Below are 18,425 nucleotides of genomic sequence, written 5' to 3'. Positions count from 1 at the left end.
GGCCGCCGGTCCCGGCATGTCTCCATAACTTATTCTAATTTCAATATATTTCTTGTCGTGGCGGCTTGGCACGAAGCTTGAATAGCTAGTGCCGACGCCACCGATGCCGTCGGAACAATCATCCCAATTGCGACCGCCAAACTGGGGCCTCCCCAGAGCGCGCCCCTATGCCTTTAGAGCGCAATCACCGTGGCTGCACCCGTTCAGAAAAGGAAGTTGCTGATGAGCACGCAAGACTCGACCTGGATTTCGGACTGGAAGCCGGAAGATGAGACGTTTTGGAATTCCAAGGGCAAAGTCATCGCCCGGCGCAACCTCATCTGGTCGATCGTTGCGGAGCACATCGGATTTTCGGTCTGGCTGATCTGGAGCATCGTCGCCACCAAATTGCCGGCCGCCGGCTTCAATTACACGACCGACCAGCTGTTTCAGCTGGTGGCGATCCCCGGATTGATCGGCTCGCTGATGCGATTTCCCTACACCTTTGCGGTGACGACGTTCGGCGGTCGCAACTGGACCATCTTCAGCGCTGCGGTGCTTTTCATCCCGACCTTTGGGCTGGCCTATTTCGTGAGCGAGCCCAATACCCCGTTCTGGCTGATGCTGCTGGTTGCTTCCACCGCAGGCCTCGGCGGCGGTAACTTCGCCTCGAGCATGGCCAACATCTCTTTCTTCTTTCCCGACCGCATGAAGGGCTGGGCGCTCGGCCTCAACGCGGCCGGCGGCAATATCGGCGTCAGCAGCGTACAGTTGTTGACGCCCATTCTGATGGGTTTTGGCATTTTCAATCTCTACCAGGCCACGCCGGTCTCGGGGGTCTATCTCCAGAATGCCGGACTGATGTGGATCCTGCCGCTCGTAGTCGCGATCTTCGGCGCGATTTTCTTCATGAACAACCTCACTTCGGCCAAGTCCTCATTCAAGGACCAGCTCGCCATCGTCGGCCGCAAGCATACCTGGATCATGTCCTTCATCTATATCGGGACGTTCGGCTCCTTCATCGGCTACTCGGCCGCGTTCCCGCTGCTGATCAAGACCCAGTTCCCGGCGGTCACCGTGGCGATCGCGTTTCTCGGACCGCTGGTCGGTTCGCTGTCCCGTCCGCTGGGCGGCCTGCTCGCCGACAAGGTTGGCGGCGCGATCATCACGTTCTGGAATTTCATCGCGATGGGCGCCGCAACGATCGGCGTCCTGTACTTCGTGGGGATCAAGGACTTCGCCGGATTCCTGACGATGTTTCTCATCATTTTCGTGACGACCGGAATCGGCAACGGATCGACCTACCGGATGATTCCCTCGATTTTCCGCGAGGAGAATCTTCGAAAGGCAAAGGGTACGGGTGAAGCCGGCCGGGCGCTCGCGCTGAAGACGGCCAGCATCGAAAGCGGCGCGGCGGTCGGATTCATCGGCGCAATTGGCGCCTGCGGCGGCTACCTGATCCCGAGCGGCTTCGGCAAGTCGATCGCCATCACCGGCGGTCCGCAGCTGGCGCTGGAAATCTATCTGGCGTTCTACGCGGTCTGTCTGGCGATGACCTGGTGGTTCTACCTGCGCAGGAGCCCGGCGACAGCGGGCGCGACGAGCCTCGCCGAGGCGCGTGTTTGAGCGGCACCATGAAACTTCGCCGCGCTTGCGCGGCGAAGTTCAGGAGAAGATTCAGGAGGCAAAAATGACACCGGATCAGGTCAAACTCGTGCAGTCGAGCTTCTCGAAGGTGGCGCCGATTTCGGAACAGGCGGCGGTGATGTTCTACGATCGCCTGTTCGAGATCGCGCCACAGGTCAAATCGATGTTTCCCGCGGATATGACCGAGCAGCGCAAGAAGCTGATGACGATGCTGGCCGCCGTGGTCAACGGCCTCGGCAATCTTGAATCGATACTGCCCGCGGCAAGTGCGCTGGCCAAGCGTCACGTCGGTTACGGCGCCAAGGCCGAGCACTATCCGGTGGTCGGCGCAGCGTTGCTGTGGACCTTGGAAAAGGGACTCGGCGATGGCTGGACCCCTGCGGTCGCGGATGCATGGACCACGGCCTATGGCACGCTCGCCGGCTTCATGATTTCCGAGGCCTACGGCAGGTCCCAGGCAGCCGAGTAAAGGATACGCCGTGAGCGAACCGCTGGTTATCGTCGGCAACGGAATGGCCGCGGCGCGTCTGGTCGACGAACTGGCGAAGGTGGCGCTCGGGCGCTACGCCATCGCCGTGATCGGGGACGAACCGCGGCTCGCCTACAATCGGGTGCTGCTGTCCTCGGTGCTGGCGGGCGAGACCGCCTCCCATGATATCGAACTCAGGCCGGCCGATTGGTGGCGCGACCGCGGCGTTACCCTGAAATATGGCTGCGCCGTCACCGAGATCGACGTCGGCCGCCGCGAACTCAAGATCGCAAATGAGGAGAGCGTCGCGTTTTCCAGGCTGGTGCTTGCCACCGGCTCGACGCCGCTGCGGCTCAACGTGCCCGGCGCCGAACTCGCCGGCGTCCATACCTTTCGCGACAGCCGGGATGTCGATCTATTGCTGACGCTCGCCGCATCGAGGAAGCGCGTCGTGGTGGTCGGCGGCGGACTATTGGGACTGGAAGCCGCCTACGGCCTCGCCAAGGCGGGAGCGCCGGTAACCCTGATCCACCTGATGGACCGCTTGATGGAGCGCCAGCTTGACGCAGCGGCGGCGGCGCTGCTGAAATCTCTCGTCGAGCCCAAGGGCATCGAAGTTCTGCTCGATGCCAACACCGCGCGGATCCTTGGCGAGAGCCGCGTCGAGGGCGTCGAACTGACGGATGGACGCCAGATCGAGGCCGATGCGGTGATTTTCGCCGCCGGCATCCGGCCCAATATTGCGCTCGCCCGAGACGCCGGCATTGCCGTCAATCGCGGCGTCATCGTTGACGACCATCTGCAAACCGGGGCGCCGGATATCTTCGCCCTCGGCGAATGCGCCGAGCATCGCGGCATCTGTTACGGCCTGGTCGAGCCGGCCTACGAGCAGGCGCGCGTCCTGGCCCAGCATCTGGCCGGCCGGCCGGTCGCTTATGGCGGCAGCGTGGTCGCGACCAATCTCAAGGTCTCCGGCGTCAGTGTGTTTTCGGCGGGCGATTTTCTCGGGAGCGATGGCAGCGAGGCCATCGTGCTCAGCGATATCAGGCGCGGTACCTACAAGAAGCTCGTGATATCCGACGGCCGGCTCACCGGCGCGGTGCTGGTCGGCGATGTCGGCGATGCGCTCTGGTATCTGGAATTGATCCGCAGCCGGCAATCGGTTGCGAGAATTCGCAAGGATATGATGTTCGGCCGCTCGGTTGCGATCGTGGCAGAGGCGGCATGACCGGATTATTTCGATGACCGCCGTCGATCCCGCGCTGCGCACCACGCGCACCGCCTGTCCGTATTGCGGCGTCGGTTGCGGCGTGCTGGCGACGCCTGACGGTCGCGGCGGGGCGGCGATATCGGGCGATCCCGAGCACCCCGCCAACTTCGGACGGCTGTGTTCGAAAGGCTCGGCGCTCGGCGAAACGCTGGGGCTTGAGGGCCGCTTGCTGTTTCCGATGATCCGCTGCCGCAAGGGCTCGATGGAGCAGGTGGCCTGGCCCGACGCGCTCGACCATGTCGCCCATCGCCTTGCCCATATCATCAAGCGCGACGGCCCCGGCGCGGTGGCGTTTTATCTCTCCGGGCAACTGCTGACCGAGGATTATTACGTCGCCAACAAGCTGATGAAGGGGTTCATCGGCAGCGCCAATGTCGACACCAATTCGCGGCTGTGCATGTCCTCGTCGGTCGCCGGCCATCGCCGCGCCTTCGGCGCCGACACCGTGCCCGGCTGCTACGAAGATCTCGATGAGGCCGATCTCTTGGTTCTGGTCGGCTCCAACGCGGCATGGTGCCATCCGGTCCTGTTCCAGCGCATGCTCGCCAACAAGCAGCGGCGTGGTGCGCGTATCGTGGTGATCGACCCGCGCCGGACCGATACCGCCGGTGATGCCGATCTGTTCCTGGGCCTGAGGCCCGGCACCGACACCGCGCTGTTCGCAGGGTTGCTGGTCCATCTCGCCGATACCGGCGCGCTGGATCGCGGCTACATCGACAACCATACCGGCGGATTCGACGAAGCGCTGGCGCGGGCGCGGAGCATCGCCGGCAGCACGGCCGCAACCGCGCTGGCTACCGGTCTCTCCGAGCCGGATGTCGCGGCGTTTTTCCGGATGTTTGGCGATACGCCACGCGTCGTCACCTTGTATTCGCAAGGCGTCAACCAGTCGGCGCAGGGCACCGACAAGGTCAACGCCATCCTCAATTGCCACCTCGCCACCGGGCGGATCGGCAAGCCGGGGGCGTCGCCTTTCTCGCTCACCGGCCAGCCCAATGCGATGGGCGGGCGCGAGGTCGGCGGGCTCGCCAACCAACTCGCGGCACATATGGGTTTCACGCCACCGGACATCGACCGCGTCCGCCGGTTCTGGAAAGCGCCGCGCATCGCGACCCATGAGGGGCTGAAAGCGGTCCAGCTGTTCGAGGCGATCGCGCGCGGCGAGATCAAGGCGTTGTGGGTGATGGGCACCAACCCGGCGGTGTCGCTGCCGGATGCGGATGCCGCGCGCGCCGCGCTGAAGAACCTCGAGTTGTTCGTGGTCTCGGAGAACGTTATTTCCAACGACACCGTCAATGCCGGCGCCCATGTGCTGTTGCCCGCGCAGGCCTGGGGAGAGAAATCCGGAACCGTGACCAATTCGGAGCGGCGCATTTCGCGGCAGCGTGCGTTCCTGACGCCGCCGGGAGAAACCAGGCCGGACTGGTGGATCGTCGGCGAGGTGGCGAAACGTCTCGGCTTCGGCGCGGCGTTCGATTTCCATTCAGCGGCAGAGGTGTTTCGCGAGCATGCCGCGCTGTCGGCGTTTGAGAACAATGGCGACCGCGATTTCGATATCGGCGCGTTGAAATTGCTGTCGGACGACGCGTTCGAGGCGATGGCTCCGGTGCTGTGGCCGCTCCGCCTTGGCGATACCGAGCCGCAGCAGCGCTTCTTCGCTGACGGCAGGTTTTTTTCCAACGACCACAGAGCGCGCTTCATCGCGCCCGAAGTCCCCGCGTTGCGAACCGAAACCACGGCGGGACGGCCGCTGCGGCTCAACACCGGCCGTATCCGCGACCAATGGCACACCATGACCCGCAGCGGCACCAGCCCCCGGCTGGGCCAGCATCTGCCCGAGCCGTTCGTCGAGGTTCATCCCGACGATGCGGCCATCACCGGGGTGGTCGATGGCGGCTTCGCCCGCGTCGTCACCGATTACGGCCAATGCATTCTCAAGGTCGTGGTCAGCGAACGGCAGCAGCGCGGCATGCTGTTCGCGCCGATCCACTGGAGCGAGGCGACGGCGTCCTCCGCACGGGTCGGCGCGCTGGTGGCGCCGTTCACCGATCCGTATTCCGGCCAGCCCGAGAACAAGGCGACGCCGGCGTCGATCACGCCCTATGAATATGTCTTTCGCGGTTTTGCGCTCTCCCGCGCGCCGCTTAACTTGCCGGATCACGCGTGGTGGGCGCGCGTGACGGTCGGCGCCGGTCACGGCTATCTGCTTGCCGACAACGCCGACCTTATGGGATGGTCAAGCTGGTTGCGTTCGGTCGCGGGCGAGGATCTCGCCGAATACAGGGATTTTGGCGGCGGCGTTTACCGCGCGGCATGCTTTGCCGCGGACGGAATCGAAACCTGCCTGTTCCTGGGCCCGGCGCGGGATGCCGGCGACTGGAACGTGGTGAAAGACCTGTTCGCCGCGGGTGCGCTCAGCGACGATCAGCGAAGGATGCTGCTGTCGGGTAAATCGATGGACGGGTTGGCCAGTGCCGGCCCCGTCGTCTGCGCCTGTTTCGGCGTCGGCCGCAACACGATTTGCGACGCGATCGCGTCGGGGGCACGCTCCGCTGCGGAACTCGGCTTGCGTCTCAAGGCCGGCACCAATTGCGGTTCGTGCATTCCCGAATTGAAGCTCCTGATCGCGCAGGCGGGCGTCGACGGCGGCGAACAGCGAAAGCTGGCGACGGCCAACTAGGTCGAACTGGTTTCTCAACCGTCATTGCGAGCGAAGCGAAGCAATCCATTTCACCACGAAGAATGGATTGCTTCGTCGCGGAGCCTGTCATCGGGCGCGCATTCGCGCGACCCGTTGGCTCCCTAGCGCAAACGCTTCGCGTTTGTCGCAGGAAATGACGGTTCAGTTCGGGGAGGCAATCGACGTCGGTTATTGCGTCCTCTATGTATGATTGCTTCGCTTGCGCTCGCAATGACGATAAGTATTCTCCAGGCCTCCAAAGTTTGCGAGGAAATCTTGAGGCAGAAGGAATTCGGCAGCACCGGCAAGCAAGTATCCGCGATCGGGCAGGGCACCTGGTACATCGATCGCGGGGATCGCAGAAGTGCGGTCGCCGCGCTACGCCGCGGCATCGATCTCGGCATGAGCCACATCGACACCGCCGAAATGTATGGCGATGCGGAGCTGGTGATCGCCGAAGCCATCGCCGGGCAGCGTGATGAGATTTTTCTGGTCTCGAAGGTGCTGCCGAGCAACGCCTCGCGGCGCGACACCATTGCCGCGTGCGAGCGCTCGCTGGCGCGGCTGAAGACCGACCGGCTCGATTGCTATCTGTTGCACTGGCGCGGCTCGTATCTTTTGGCCGAAACCGTCGCGGCATTCGAGCAACTGGTAGACGCCGGAAAAATCCGGTCATGGGGCGTCAGCAATTTCGATGCCGACGATCTCGATGAGATGCTGGCCGTCGCGGGCGACGGCAGGATCGCCTGCAACCAGGTTCTCTATCATCTGCAGGAACGCGCCATCGAGCACGCGGTGATTCCATGGTGTGCGAAACACGGCGTCGCGGTGGTCGCCTATTCCCCGTTCGGTCACAGCGAATTTCCGGACCCGCGCAGCAAGGGCGGCGAGCTTTTGCAGATGATCGCAAAACGCCATGGCGCTTCGCCACGCCAGGTCGCCTTGAGTTTCCTGATCCGTGAACCCCGGCTGTTTGCCATACCCAAGGCCTCCACGCCCGAGCACGCCGCCGACAACGCCGCGGCCGGCGAGCTGGTGCTGGGCATTGAGGAAAATGCAGCGCTCGATAAGGCCTTTCCGCGCGGGCCGAGACCTCGAAGCCTGCCAATGCTTTAGCTGCGCTGCGGCAACACGGCCGCGGTCTTTCGTCCTGACGCGTTTTCCTGACGCGAACCGCTCTCCACCCCGCATCAAGTGCGGGGCAGGCTTTCGCTCGAAAACGCTCTGTTTGCGCATATCCGCTGCCTGTTTTCCGGCCTTGTTCATCTCAGGCGATTGTCGTTTTTGACATCTCGTCCGATTCGATCATTTCCTCCGCCCGAGTTCACCCGTGACCCCACCCGCCGCAGCCCACAGGCTGGACAGTACGTCATTGCCCTTGCCCGAGAAAAAGTCGGCCGGCCGTGCTGCGCCCGCGCGCGCCGATCGGCCGTTTCGCGGTATCGCGCTGATCCTGGCATCGACGGTGTTTCTCGGGGCTTCCGATGTCACCGCGAAGTATCTGTCGGCGACGCTGCCCTCGATCGAGATCGCCTGGATCAGGTTTCTGGTGTTCGCATTGGTCATGGTTCCGGCGATGCTGCCGGGCTCGCCGCTGTTTGCCTTGCGCACCGAACGGCCCGGCCTGCAGCTGCTGCGCGGCGTGGCGCTGTTGTCGTCGTCGCTGCTGTTCATTTCCGGCCTGCGGTTTCTTCCCATCGCCGAAGCCTCCGCCACCGGATTCGTCTCGCCGCTGTTCGTCACCGCGCTGTCGATCATGTTTCTCGGCGAGAGCGTCGGCCTGCGCCGCTGGCTCGCGACCGCCGTCGGATTGATCGGCGTGCTGATCATCCTGCGGCCGGGCACCAGCGCGTTTCATCCCGCCGTTTTCTTCCCGCTGGTGTCGGCGCTGGCCTGGGCCTGCACGCTGATCATGACGCGGATGATGAGCGGCAGGGAGCGCGCCGCCACCACCATGACCTATTCGTCGATCGCGGGCGTTTGCATTCTGTCGGCGCTGGTGCCGTTGGTCTGGGTCGCGCCGAGCTGGCACGACATCTGGTTCGGGATTTTCATCGGCGTTGCGTCGACGGCGGGGCAGTGGATCGTCGTGCTCGCCTTTCGCTATGCGGACGCCTCGGTGCTGGCGCCGTTTTCCTACACCCAGCTTTTGTGGGCCAGCATCCTCGGCTTTCTGGTGTTCGGCGAAGTGCCTGACGGCTGGACCGTGACCGGCGCCATGTTCATCGTCGCCAGCGGCCTCTATACCGCCCACCGCGAGCGCGTGCGGCGATCGCAGCTTTTGGTTCAGGCTGAGCCATCCCCGAATGCATAAGCCGGTCTCAGGCGGAGCAATCAGGCACTCATGGGACTAGCCGAGCGTTGCGCAGCTGCGCCGGGAGATCACGGGACAACGAGAACCTAGTTTGCAGCTTGGCGGAGCAGGGTCTGCAGGGACGAAAACAACATCCGCGCCACGGCGCTCTGGTGACGCGCCGCGGGCATGATCGCCTGGATATCACCTGATGGCAGGCTCCAATTGTCGAGCAGCCGGATCAGGCTGCCGCTCTCCAGCCGGGAGCGAACGGCGAAGTCCGGAAGAATGGTGAATCCTCCGCCGCTTTCGACAGCGGCCCTGACGGCCACGTTCGTGTTGGCGAACATCGTGATGTCGAAGATTTGCGCTGTATGGATGCCATCTGCGCTCCCAAATTCCCAGCGCGCGGGGCTCTTGAGCATCGAGCCGGCGATGAACGGGCGGCCAAGAAGATCGGTCGGCGTCCTGATTGAGGGAGCTGAGGAGGCCCAGGACGCCGGCGCAACGACCCACGTCTTGAACGCTCCCAGTCTGACAGTGCGATAACTGGAATCCTGCAGCACCCATCCGATGCGGATGGCGATGTCGATGCCTTCTGCGATGAAATCCAGCGGATGGTCATCCAAAATGAGATCGATCACGAGTCCGGGGTTTTCCTGCTGGATGCGAACCAGCAGCGGAGCCAGGATCTCCGAGCCATAATCGATGGGCGCCGTCACGCGTACCGAGCCGCGCGGCGCGCGCGCGTGGTCGCGCGCCGCAGCAGCCCCTGCCATCAATTCAATCAGAGGCCCTTGAGTTCGCTCATGGAGTTCTCTTCCAATGTCGGTGAGCCGCATTCTTCGGGTGGTGCGCCCGATCAGCGTCACCCCCAATTCCTCTTCCAGTTTCTTGAGGTGCGAGCTGACAACAGTCTTGGTCAGCCTCAATCGCTTCGCTGCCCCCGTGAGGGAGCCGGCCTCGACCACAGCGGCGAACACAACCAGCCGATTGAGGTTCAGCGACCTCCGCACGCTCCGCTTTTGTATCATAAAAGCTTACACTGTTAGTCGAATTTGGGGGCTTTTATATCGCACCATATCGATCCATTGATCAATAGCTGACGTTTTTGCCTGGAGTTCGACATGGAAATCCCCCCGCGCAGCGTTGATGGGTGGGGCGGAACCACTCCTGTCACGAAGCCATGCGCAACGGACGATCGCGTTCCAATGTCGTTCTTTATCCACGGCGCACCGCCATCGAGGAGGCGCCAGGCTCACGCCCGCTTGCGGTGTAGCGGGCCGAAACATGATTGACGAGAGTACGTTCGCTGCTTTGATCAACGCGATCTATGATGCCGCAATCGATTTCAGCCGTTGGCCGGACGCCCTTCGTTTGATTTCCAGCGTATGCGCTTCACACTCCACCGTGCTGACGCGACAGGGCGCCAGCCCCGCCGAGTCCTGGAGCCTCGCACCTCAATGCGAGCCGGCCTATTACGAAAGCTACTGCAGCTACTATCACGGCGTGAATCCGCTGTGGCAACGGGCGGCCTCGGCTCCGGCCGGCACCATACAGACCGACTCCATGATCATGCCGAAAAGCGAGCTTGTCCGCACCGAATTCTACAACGATTTCCTCGCGCCGCAGCGCCTCGGATCAATGCTCAACGCGGTTACCCTCGTCGAGCGAGGACAGCAGACCGTTATCGCCACACACCGAAAGGATGAGTTCGACCCCGAGCATATCCAACTCTTTCAACTTCTTTCGCCGCACCTGCGACGGGCAGTGCAGCTTAACACCAGGCTCGCCGGTCTTGAGACGCGGTGCGAGGCGTCCGCCGAGGCCTTGAACCGGCTGGAGCAAGGCGCGCTGCTCGTCGATGAGTGCGTTGGCGTGGTATTCGCCAGTCAGGAAGCCGAGCGCCTGTTTGCGGCCGGTGACGGCCTGCGAGTTACGGAAGGCGTCCTTTGTGCCAATTCGGCCGCTGACACGGCGCTCCTGCACGCGCTCGTTGCCGGGTGCGCGCGCCACGGAGCCGAGGCAGGTACCGGCGGTTCGCTGCGGCTGTCGCGTAGACCAGACCGGTCTCCGATCTCGTTGCAGGTGGCGCCGCTTCGCTCCGAAGTGCCTCTGTTCTCGATGACGGGACGTCCGGTGGCGATCCTGTTCGTCACTGACCCTGACCGCAAGACCAGGTCGCCGATCGCGTGGCTTCAGCGGCGCTTTGGTCTGACGGCAGCGGAAGCGGCCTTCGCGGGCGAGATCGTGGCTGGCGCGGGGATCCAGGCGGCCGCGGATCGGTTACAGATCTCGCGATCCACCGGCCGCACCCATCTTGCCCGGATTTTCGAGAAGACCGGAACACATCGCCAGGCGGAACTGGTCCGTCTGATTCTTCAACGCAACCGTGAAGCAGGCGGCGAGCCGTGATCGCGCGCCGCCTTTCGGGCGCGGGCTCCAACGGTCTCGCGTCTCAAGCAATTCGGCAACAGCTGCTGCTCGCCTGCGCGGGGCGAAATATTCGGATGATCCGGCCTTAAGGAGACAGCTATGCCGCAGTCGATCCCATACATCATTCCTACGATCGATCCTCCGAAGGCGATGCAGAGGATCGACAATGTCGTCGCCATTCCGGGTGTCACGACCGCCGTCATCCGGTTCACGACGCCGTTCGCGACCGTGCCGGTCGTCGAACTCTCAAGGGCCGATCGTATCGCGGAGCAGGTGCCTAACCCCACCTTTGTGCGATTTCCGATTTTTGACGGGTTGCAACAGGTGCACAAAGTCGAATTCGATGGCCTGGAGCCGTTCACTCACTATGAGTTTGTCATAAAGGCCGCCGGTGGCCTCGATCAGGCTCTTGGTCTCGCCAAGGTTACCGGCGACCTCTTTACGGCGACGCGCTCGGCTCATGTCTTCTTCGATACACTGACAATCCTCACTCGTGCCAACGAAGACATGTACTTCAATATCGAAGTTTATGACGGCGGCAATGATTACGGCATCTTGTCCCGCTTCCTGACCGACCACCGTTTTTTGGACGGTGGTACCTACAACCAACCCTTTCCCACCATCGACCTGGATTTCGCTCCCGATTCTCTGAGATTTTCCATTCTTGGATACGATGAGGACTCTCCCAGTTTTCCCTTCCTCGACGGCTTTGAAGGCTTCGCCCATGGGCCGGGCCCGGACACCCTGCTGCCCGACGTGCCCGACGGCAACACCTATGCCGATAACGATCAGGCCATCATTACCGGGATCGTGCAGACGCACGAGCTTGGGCAATTTGCAACACAGAGCGCCCAAACGATCGACTTTAACCTCAACTCGATAAATGTGCGATTTGGCTATGGTATCCATGGCCGGATCATTTTTCAGGTGACGGATCATCCCGAGACCGCGCGGCGCAGACGCGTCGCCGATCAGCTTCGCGCGGTGATCGGTTCTGCGACGTCAATGACGGTCGGTCACGCGGTCGCGGTTGGAGGAACACCGGGCCACGCCCACATGTTTTCCTTGGGCCCCGATCTAACCGCGTATCGAAAGGTTATCCGGTCCGGCTTGGGACAATCAAACTGGCAACTGGTCGGCGAACAGCTGTCGGGGCCGTTGACGGTGTTGGGCTCTGCGTCCGGAAGTATCGATGTCTTTGCCGGTGGGGAGGACGGGTTGCTCTTGCACGGAAGGCTGGAGCAGCCCGAAAAATCCGACGCCAAACCGGTTTGGCAGAACCTGGGTGAAATCAGGGATCACGATGTGCTGGCGATCAGAAGCCGGGACGGCTCGGCGCATCTATTCGGCTTCGACCGGTCGGGCGCGGTTTGTCATTTGACGCTCGACCCTTCAGGCGCAAACGCCGTTCGCCCTTCCGGCTGGCAAACGCTCGGAGGCTCTTTCACCGGCTCGTTGAGCGTCACGCCGCAAGAAGATCGATTCCATGTCTTCGTGTCGGATGCCGATCGCGGAGTGTTCTATCGGCAGTGGACACCTTTGCACCCCGACCTTTCGAACACGGATTGGGTGCTGTTGAAGGGTTTCAAGGGGCCTGTTTCCTCCAAGCTTGGTGAGGACGGCAGCGTTTTTGTCGTGGGCTTCCAAAGCGGCAACCCGTCATGCTTCAAGGTTTTGGGTTCGCCACATGGATGGGGCAACGACAATTGGATTGCGATACCCGAGCCGAACACGAAAACTCTGGTGCTGCCCCAGCTGATTTGATTCTTGGCCGCGGCAGACATCATGGACCTGAGTCCACGGCCGCGGACCGATTAAATATCTCGCGATCCACTGGCTGCACCCATCTCGCCCGGATTTTCGAGAAGACCGGAACACATCGCCAGGCCGAACTGGTCCGTCTGATGCTTCAACGCGACCGTGAAGCAGACGACGAGCCATAATCGCGCACCGCCTTTCGGACGCGACCGCGACCGACCTCGCGTCTGAAGCAATTAGGCAACACGTCCCGGAAAACTGCCGACGGCAACTCCAGAATGGCGGTTATGGCATGAAGTCGGTCCCGGCGTAGGCCGAACGGCTGATGTGCGGCAAGCCTTCGTCCCACACAGTCTGAAAACAGAACGCAAGAAGATCAGGGCGCGACACAATGGAATCAGGATGCATTCGCCGAGGATTCGATCTCGCTGTGGTCCCGGGGGGCGACCCGGTCGTGCGCGATCCCGGTGCTCCTCGCGCGCAGTTGCTCGCGAGCCACGCTGGATCCGGCGCCACTCTGCGAGGCCTCGCCATCGCCACCCGTGTGATTTCCTCAAGACTCAAATTTGGAATTTTGGCACCGACCTGCCTCGCCGTTGGGCTCCTGATGCAAACCAGCGCACGGGCCGAAAATGCGGAGGAGGCGCTGGCCCGGGTTCAGGTGCTTGAGAAGGAAATTGCCGCCATCAAGAAGGAAAATGAAGCACTGCGCCGCGTCAAGGAGCTGCGCGAACAGAACGCTACCCTCGTCAAACAGACCGCAACTACAAATAATCGCTCGCCCTCCGCCCTTCTCCCGACGCGGCAGGAACCTCGTGAAGCTTACGCGGCGGACCTGCCGATCTACGCGAAAGTTGCCGCACCTGTGGAGCGCGGCCAGTTCAGGGTATGGGGAGAGGGCGGCGCGATCTGGAGCGGCGGCGATCCGATCGACAGCTTTTATACTCGCTCGACGGTATCGTTTGTAACGGGGGTCGATACAAGGCTGCTGTTTTTTCCACTCTTGCCAAAGGTCGGCTGGGAGGCCGCGACCGGGTTTGATTACCGGTTTGCCGGATCACCTTGGCACGTGAGCGGCCAATTCCGTTACGGTGAGGGACGGACAAGCGTAATTTCCGGCTCCTCCAGTTCGGACAGCTTCTCCGCCGGCGGCGGGCCACCGTCTACCGTTACCCTCACAGATGCAGAATCCGTTGCACACAAGGAGACGCATTGGCTGGCGGATCTGGCGCTGGGACGTGACGTCATTGGATCGGGCGCCGATGCCATGCAATTCAAATTCGGTATGCGTATGGCCGAGTTGCGCGCGACGACCAATTCACGCGAAACCGTGAGCGAGTCTCTCGTCGGTAGCGGAAATGATTTCTTTATCGGCGGCGACACCAATGTTTCGCAACAACTCAAATTCCTCGGCGCCGGCCCTCGCTTCGGCGTCGAAGGTTCCGTGCCAATGCTGCGTGGCTGGACTTTCGACTATCTGGGTGATGTCGCGGCCCTGTTTGGAACGCAGAATTTTCAGAGCATAACCAGCTTTGATAATGAGGTGGTCATTCCCAACCCAGGAGGGTTATCTCTCGCCCCACCAGTGGTCAACACCGCGCAGAAATTTGCAACGGTGCTCAACGCCGACATTCAGGTGGGCGTGTCCTACTGGTTCTCGCAGAACGTGAAGGCGAGCCTGAGCTACCGTCTGGACGCCTTTTTCAACGCCTTTACCGGTCTGGATGCGCAGAATGATCCAAAAAATCTGGCTCAGATCAATCGCTACATTCATGGCCCGCGGCTGGCCGTTTCTGCGCAATTTTAAAACGATTTCAGAGGCATCATGAGCAACGCTAAATTCGTCTTTTCAGCGGTCGCCGCGGCGATCGCAATTGCTGGCTTTGATGCAGCGTCTGCGGCGGACTTGCCGGCTCGCGCCTACACAAAAGCCCCGGTAATCGCTGATCCGGCCTACACCTGGACCGGTGGGTACATTGGCGTGAACGCAGGTGGTGCCTGGGGAAGTTCCAACTCGTCGACCTCGACGGTGTTCAGTCCCGCCGGCTATTTTTTCCCCGAAAACGTGCCGCTCGTGAATGCTGCCGGCGTTCAGAGCATCAAGCCGAACGGTTTCACCGGCGGCTTCGAGGCGGGCTACAACTGGCAGGCGGGCAACTTCGTCTTCGGCATTGAAGGCGATATCGAATCTTTCCACTTGAGCGGCAGCACTTCTACGGCAGCAGCGTATTCCAGTAAAACTTGTCCCAATCAGTGCTTCTTTGTCATGTCCTCAGCCGGAACGAACTGGCTCGCCACCACGCGTGGGCGCGTCGGTGTTGCCGCCAACAATTGGCTGTTCTTTGCGACCGGGGGCGCTGCATTCACAACTCTGAACGGCAGTTTCTCTTTTGCCGACAACAACCCCACCACCGAGGCCGTGTCGCTCTCCAATGGCAGGACCGGATATACACTGGGTGGTGGCATCGAGGCAGCGCTGTGGAGCCGATGGAGCGCCAAGGCCGAATACCTCTATGTTAATTTCGGCACCGCATCGGCGACCGGCGCCCTGCTACAATTCCCGGCACAACCGATGTTTCATAGCATCGACCTCAAGGCCAGCATTGCGCGCGCCGGTCTCAACTACCGCTTCTGATTTTTGGTCTCGCCGCTTTCGCGGGGGGCGACTGAGGGTCACACCGGCAGCGCGATTGAATATTTCACCTGGCTCAGCGCAAAGCTCGACTCGATCGAGGCGATGCCGTCGAGCCGCGTCAGCTTGTTCTTCAGGAATGCCTCATACGATGACAGGTCGGCGGCGACGACGCGCAAGAGATAATCGCGATTGCCGGTCATCAGATAGCACTCCAGCACCTCGTCCCATTTCGAGATCGCGCGGGCAAACCGGTTGAGGTCTTCTTCCTTCTGGCGCGCCAGTTTGATCGAAATGAACACGCTGACATGCAGGCCGAGCGATTTCTGGTCGACGGTTGCGATATAGCGCGTGATCACGCCGCGCTCCTCCAGCAGTTTCACCCGGCGGTGACAGGGCGAGACCGACAGGCCGACCTTGTCGGCGAGTTCGGCCATGGTGGTGCGGCTGTCGGCTTGCAGCAGGCCGAGGATCTTGCGGTCGATGGCGTCAAGGACAGGCATTGGGATAAACTCTGTTTGTGGGGCTCTATGGTGGTAATTTATCCCAATTTTGTAGGGTATATCGCCAAAATTTGAGATTTTTAGCGAATCTTGCCGCGATAATATCCCGCCCTGATCCAGGTGCAGGGAATACCGCCATGGCGACCGAACCCGCACGTCTTGAGATGCTGTCCGCGCTGGCGCGCAAAGTGCTGTGGCTGTCGTCGTGGACCATCCATCACGCCAACCACATCCGGCCCAATGTCGACGGTCTGAAGGTCGGCGGCCATCAGGCCTCCTCGGCCTCGCTCGCCACCATCATGTCGGCGCTGTATTTCTCGGTGCTGCGGCCGCAGGACCGCGTCGCGGTGAAGCCGCATGCGAGCCCGGTGTTTCACGCCATCCAGTATCTGTTCGGGCACCAGACCCGCGACAAGCTGGAGAATTTTCGCGGCTTCAAGGGCGCGCAGTCCTATCCGTCACGTACCAAGGACACCGACGACGTCGATTTCTCCACCGGCTCGGTCGGCCTCGGCGTCGCGCAGACGCTGTTTGCCTCGCTGGTGCAGGACTACGTCAAGGCGCATGGCTGGGCCAAGGATCGCCCCGAGGGGCGCATGATCGCGCTGGTCGGCGACGCCGAGATGGATGAGGGCAATATCTTCGAGGCGCTGCTCGAGGGCTGGAAGCACGGGCTGCGCAACACCTGGTGGGTGGTCGATTACAACCGCCAAAGCCTCGATGCCGTGGTGCGCGAAGGGCTGTGGGAGAAATTCGAATCCATGTTCCGCAATTTCGGCTGGGACGTGGTGATCGTGAAATACGGCAAGCTGATGCGAACCGCATTCGCGGAAGCAGGCGGCGAGGCGCTGAAGAGGTGGATCGATGCCTGTCCGAATCAGCTCTATGCGGCGCTGTGTTTCCAGGGCGGGGCCGCGTTCCGCAAGCATTTGCGCGACGAGATCGGCGACCAGGGCGCGGTGTCGCAACTGATCGAGCGGCGCAGCGACGACGAATTGCTGGAGCTGATGTCCAATCTCGGTGGCCACGACACGGCCAGCATGTGCGAAGCCTTCGAGGCGATCGATCACGATCGCCCGGTCTGCTTCATCGCCTACACCATCAAGGGCATAGGCCTGCCGTTCCAGGGCCACAAGGACAACCACGCGGGATTGATGACGCCAGCCCAGATGGAAAAATGGCGCGGCACGCAGAACATCCGGCCCGGTCACGAGTGGGAGAAGTTCGAGGGACTTTCTCAAATGCCCGCGGCGCTGGAGGCGTTTCTCAGCGCGGCGCCGTTCAACCGCGACGGCCGGCGCCGCCTGACCGCGCCTGTGATCGATGTGCCCGAGCGGCTTGCGTTCACGCCGTCGCCGCAAATGTCGACCCAGCAGGGCTTTGGGCTGGTGCTGAACGAACTCGCGCGCGGCGATACGGAGCTTGCCTCGCGCATCGTGACCGCTTCGCCCGACGTCACGGTGTCGACCAATCTTGGCGCCTGGGTCAACCGCCGCGGGCTGTTCGCGCGCGCCGAAAAGGCCGATCTGTTCCGCAGCGAAAAAATCCCGTCGACCTTCAACTGGGATGCCTCGCCGAAGGGACAGCACATCGAGCTCGGCATCGCCGAGATGAACCTGTTCATCCTGATGTCGGCGCTGGGTCTGTCGCACGCCATCAACGGCGAACGCCTGTTGCCGGTGGCGACGTTATACGATCCCTTCATCGAACGCGGCCTCGATGCCCTCAACTACGCCTGCTATCAGGACGCGCGCTTCATGGTGGCGGCGACGCCGTCGGGCATCACATTGGCGCCGGAAGGCGGCGCGCACCAGTCGATCGCGACGCCCCTGATCGGCATGGCGCAGGATGGGCTGGCGTCATTCGAGCCGGCCTTTGTCGACGAACTCGCTGCCATCATGGCTTTCGGCTTCCAGCATATGCAACGCGAAGGCGGCGAGGGCGGCTCGGTTTATCTGAGGTTATCTACCCGCACGCTCGACCAGCCGCAGCGGATCATGACGCCCGATCTGCAGGCCGGCATCACCGAAGGCGCCTACTGGCTGCGCAAGCCGGGGCCGAACGCCGAAGTGGTGATCGCCTATACCGGCGCGGTGGCGCCCGAGGCGATCGAGGCCGTCGGCCTGTTGGGCGAGAGCCGCCGCGACGTCGGCCTGTTGGCGATCACGTCGGCCGACCGGCTGCATGCGGGATGGACCGGGGCGCGAAAAGGGCGCCGCGACCGCCGCGGCGTGGCGCATCTCAGCCACATCGAAAAACTGCTGGCACCGCTGCCGCGCGATTGCGGCATCGTCACCGTGATCGACGGTCACCCGGCCACGCTGGGCTGGCTCGGCAGCGTGCGCGGCCACCGGGTCGAAGCGCTCGGCGTCGAGCATTTCGGCCAGACCGGCACGATCGATGACCTCTACCGGCACTATGGCATCGATGCCAACGCCATCATCGACGCCGCCGAAAGCCTCACCGCCGGCGCGCCGGTGCGGCATCGCAAGATGGCGGTGTAGTCGTCCCTGCGAAAGCAGGGACCCATACGCCGCGGCGATCATTGTCCTGCACGCCGGGGGACGACTTCCTTAACGATTACCGCCGGTGGTTATGGGTCCCGGCGCTCGCCGGGACGACAACTAACGAAAATCCCGGCGGCAACCTTGCGTCCGTCACACCACCGACTTTATATGCCGCATCCGCCGCAATGCGGCATCCCGCATATGGCGGGTTCATTTTCCGCGGCTTTCGTGCAAGGATGCTTGCCGAACGC

13 protein-coding genes are annotated in these 18,425 nt (G+C 62.3%); 11 read left to right on the top strand and 2 right to left on the bottom strand.

Annotated features, from left to right (window positions below):
- Positions 1–222: 222 nt before the first annotated feature.
- From E8A46_RS25340 to E8A46_RS25315, 6 genes are all read left to right on the top strand, one after another.
- Positions 223–1,605: an MFS transporter gene (locus E8A46_RS25340; protein ID WP_291567061.1), complete on the top strand. Its 1,383-nt coding sequence runs from the start codon at positions 223–225 to the stop codon at positions 1,603–1,605.
- A gap of 64 nt (positions 1,606–1,669) precedes the next feature.
- The gene (locus E8A46_RS25335; protein ID WP_291567059.1) at positions 1,670–2,095 is read left to right on the top strand and encodes a globin family protein; all 426 of its coding nucleotides are present in this window, start codon (positions 1,670–1,672) and stop codon (positions 2,093–2,095) included.
- A gap of 10 nt (positions 2,096–2,105) precedes the next feature.
- Complete coding sequence (locus E8A46_RS25330; RefSeq protein ID WP_291567057.1) at positions 2,106–3,323, top strand: FAD-dependent oxidoreductase; 1,218 nt, start codon at positions 2,106–2,108, stop codon at positions 3,321–3,323.
- 13 nt (positions 3,324–3,336) lie between these two features.
- Positions 3,337–6,045: a nitrate reductase gene (locus tag E8A46_RS25325; RefSeq protein ID WP_291567055.1), complete on the top strand. Its 2,709-nt coding sequence runs from the start codon at positions 3,337–3,339 to the stop codon at positions 6,043–6,045.
- Positions 6,046–6,321: 276 nt separating this feature from the next.
- Complete coding sequence (locus tag E8A46_RS25320; protein WP_291567053.1) at positions 6,322–7,161, top strand: aldo/keto reductase; 840 nt, start codon at positions 6,322–6,324, stop codon at positions 7,159–7,161.
- 256 nt (positions 7,162–7,417) lie between these two features.
- Complete coding sequence (locus E8A46_RS25315) at positions 7,418–8,359, top strand: DMT family transporter (protein WP_291567149.1); 942 nt, start codon at positions 7,418–7,420, stop codon at positions 8,357–8,359.
- Positions 8,360–8,445: 86 nt separating this feature from the next.
- Here the strand turns inward: E8A46_RS25315 and E8A46_RS25310 are convergent, their stop codons facing one another.
- Positions 8,446–9,354: a LysR family transcriptional regulator gene (locus E8A46_RS25310; RefSeq protein WP_291567051.1), complete on the bottom strand. Its 909-nt coding sequence runs from the start codon at positions 9,352–9,354 to the stop codon at positions 8,446–8,448.
- A gap of 274 nt (positions 9,355–9,628) precedes the next feature.
- Here E8A46_RS25310 and E8A46_RS25305 point away from each other — a divergent pair, with 274 nt between their 5' ends.
- From E8A46_RS25305 to E8A46_RS25290, 4 genes are all read left to right on the top strand, one after another.
- The gene (locus E8A46_RS25305; protein WP_291567049.1) at positions 9,629–10,753 is read left to right on the top strand and encodes a helix-turn-helix transcriptional regulator; all 1,125 of its coding nucleotides are present in this window, start codon (positions 9,629–9,631) and stop codon (positions 10,751–10,753) included.
- A gap of 120 nt (positions 10,754–10,873) precedes the next feature.
- Positions 10,874–12,538 carry a hypothetical protein gene (locus E8A46_RS25300; RefSeq protein WP_291567047.1) on the top strand — a complete coding sequence of 555 codons (1,665 nt, stop codon included), beginning with the start codon at positions 10,874–10,876 and terminating at the stop codon, positions 12,536–12,538.
- Positions 12,539–12,923: 385 nt separating this feature from the next.
- Positions 12,924–14,339: an Lpg1974 family pore-forming outer membrane protein gene (locus tag E8A46_RS25295; protein WP_291567044.1), complete on the top strand. Its 1,416-nt coding sequence runs from the start codon at positions 12,924–12,926 to the stop codon at positions 14,337–14,339.
- Positions 14,340–14,357: 18 nt separating this feature from the next.
- Entirely contained in the window at positions 14,358–15,167 is an 810-nt protein-coding gene (locus tag E8A46_RS25290; protein ID WP_291567042.1) for an outer membrane beta-barrel protein, read from the top strand.
- 38 nt (positions 15,168–15,205) lie between these two features.
- Here the strand turns inward: E8A46_RS25290 and E8A46_RS25285 are convergent, their stop codons facing one another.
- Positions 15,206–15,667 carry an Lrp/AsnC family transcriptional regulator gene (locus E8A46_RS25285; RefSeq protein WP_291567040.1) on the bottom strand — a complete coding sequence of 154 codons (462 nt, stop codon included), beginning with the start codon at positions 15,665–15,667 and terminating at the stop codon, positions 15,206–15,208.
- Positions 15,668–15,804: 137 nt separating this feature from the next.
- Between E8A46_RS25285 and E8A46_RS25280 the strand changes: the two genes are divergently transcribed.
- Positions 15,805–18,171 carry a transketolase gene (locus E8A46_RS25280; RefSeq protein ID WP_291567038.1) on the top strand — a complete coding sequence of 789 codons (2,367 nt, stop codon included), beginning with the start codon at positions 15,805–15,807 and terminating at the stop codon, positions 18,169–18,171.
- The last annotated feature ends 254 nt before the right edge of the window (positions 18,172–18,425 follow it).

It is taken from the genome of Bradyrhizobium sp. (assembly GCF_004799445.1).
In the GTDB taxonomy this organism is placed as follows: Bacteria; Pseudomonadota; Alphaproteobacteria; order Rhizobiales; family Xanthobacteraceae; genus Bradyrhizobium.
The sequence above is the reverse complement of the archived record's forward strand: the minus strand, read 5'-3'. Positions and strand labels throughout refer to the sequence as shown.